General features: G+C 28.4%; 2 protein-coding genes. Both read left to right on the top strand.

Going from position 1 to position 2,341, the window contains the following annotated elements; genetic code table 4:
- The coding region (locus KQ878_RS03650; RefSeq protein WP_216567967.1) for a site-specific DNA-methyltransferase at nt 1-1,568 on the top strand (1,568 nt) is incomplete at its 5' end.
- Nucleotides 1,549-2,341: DEAD/DEAH box helicase family protein (locus tag KQ878_RS03645; RefSeq protein WP_216567966.1), on the top strand; the 793-nt coding region annotated here is incomplete at its 3' end. The genes KQ878_RS03650 and KQ878_RS03645, both read left to right, overlap by 20 nt.

The raw sequence follows: 2,341 nt of genomic DNA, 5'->3' as shown, positions 1-2,341 counted from the left end.
ATGTATATCAATTTTTAATTAAAAGAGTAAAAATTGGTTTTGTTTTCGATGAAGCACCAGCTTGCAAAAACACAGCTTTAGCTTTACTTAAAAAAGATAATGAAAAATCATTTATTAATGATATGTTAAATCACCAAGAATTTGAAAATACTCTAATTATTGGTGAAAACTATGATGCTTTAAAGAATCTATTAGTGATAGAGAGAGAGAGAGAGAGAGAGAGAGTCGCTAGCGACACCAATGCATTTTACGATGTAATTTACATCGACCCTCCTTATAATACCGAATCATCTTTGAGCGATGGAAATAGTTTAAAAAATGGCGAAAAAGATGGAGTAACAGCTTCAAAATTTATTTATCGTGATAAATTCAGTCGTACAGGCTGACTGAATATGATGAGCGAACGTTTAAGAATGGCAAAGAACCTATTGAAAGAAGATGGGGTTATTTTTGTATCAATTGATGATACAGAACAGGCTTATTTAAAAGTATTAATGGACGAAATTTTTGGGGAAGAGAATTTTATCGCAAATATAGTATGAGAAAAGAAAAATTCTGGATCTGCTTCTGATTCAAAATGACTAAAAGTTTTAACAGAATATGTTCTTGTGTATGGAAAAAATATCAATAAAATTTTCCTTAATGAAGAAGAGCAAAATGTTGATGAAAATTCCAATTATAAATTTGAAGATAAACATGTTAGAGAAAGAGGAAAATATTGTTTAAAACAGTTAGATATGGCATCATTAACTTGATCTAGCGGTCTAGATTATGTTATTGAGCATAATAACAAAAAATATTATCCTGGAAAATCTCAAGAAAATTGATTAAGAAGACAAAGTGGAAAACATGCAGTAAAAGACTGGCGGTGAAGGTGAGCGGCAAGTAAAGTTAAATGGGGAATAGAAAATGATTTTATACTATTTAAAAATGATTCCGTTTATAGTAAACAATATCAATTCGTAGATAATGAAGGAAATAAAATAGTTAGAACATCTAAATTCTCAAATTTAATCTCTAAAATTCATAACACATTAGGAACACAAACGCAAAAAGAAATTTTTAATACTAAAATATTTGATCATCCCAAACCTACCCAATTATTAAAATATCTAATCAATCTAATCCCCAACAAAAACGCCCGTGTTCTTGATTTCTTCGCTGGTTCTGGTACCACAGGTCACGCTGTTATGGAATTAAACAGAGAAGATGGTGGAAATAGAACTTTTACATTAGTTACTAATAATGAAAATAACATAGCATATGATGTAACTTATGAAAGACTTTATAGAATAAATAACGGTAAAGGTACAAAAGAAGAATCATTTAAATGACTAGAAAAGAATAAACCTTATAAGCAAAATCTTAATGTTTTTAACATTGAATATTTTGATACAAAACTTTTCGATGACAATGTTAATAATGAATTAATCAAGCAAACATTAATTGACGAATTACAAGACAATGGAATCACAACATTCACAAAATTTGAAAAGCAACTTTATTTTGACCTAATGTCTTTAAAACCTCTTGATACTGATAAGGAAAATGAAAATGGCGGCAATTAATTTATCTGATGTCCAAGCTAGAGCAGTTAAAGAATTAGTTGAAAAATGTGATTTAAATAATAAATCATCGATTTATTTTAAAGCGCCCACCGGTAGTGGCAAAACATTCATGATTGCTAATGTAATTGATCGATTAATTAAATTACATGGTAATAAGCAAAAATTATTTTTTATTATTGCAACTTTATCTTCTGGCGAATTGCCTAAGCAAATGGAACAAAATTTAAATGAATACAAACATGTTTTATACTCGATTAGAAATATTGAAAGAATTGAATCGCCTAGTATCAATAAAACTAAAAATAAAGATTATGAACCAAGATTAGTTTTAGAGCAAAATAAAGTAATGATTTTTGGGGCTTCAACCTTTGGAAAAGGAAGAATCCTTACAGAATATAATTACCTAGAAAACTTTATTGAAGAGATTAAAAATGAAGGCTATAAATTAATCTATATAAGAGATGAATCGCACCACGGGGGTGAGGTTAAAAACAATTTTGTTGATATTGATAGAAATGACTTAAAAAATAAAGATCAACAAAATGAAAAGCATTTTGAAGCATTGATTCAAAAAGCTGCTCAATATATTATTAAGATGACAGCTACACCGCCGAGAACTCAAAATCAAGTAGTAATAACCGAAAAAGAATTACAAACAGATTCAATTAAATTAATTAAAACAGAAGCAAAAAGAAATGATTTTAAAGTTGATAAATTCTTAGAAGAAATTAGCGACTTTGATTTATTGCAAAAAGCATGTGAAAAATTCAAAG

It is taken from the genome of Mycoplasma zalophidermidis (assembly GCF_018913985.1).
Lineage (GTDB): Bacteria > Bacillota_I > Bacilli_A > Mycoplasmatales > Metamycoplasmataceae > Mycoplasmopsis > Mycoplasmopsis zalophidermidis.
Note: the sequence above shows the minus strand (reverse complement) of the source record. Positions and strands in the feature narration are given on the sequence as shown.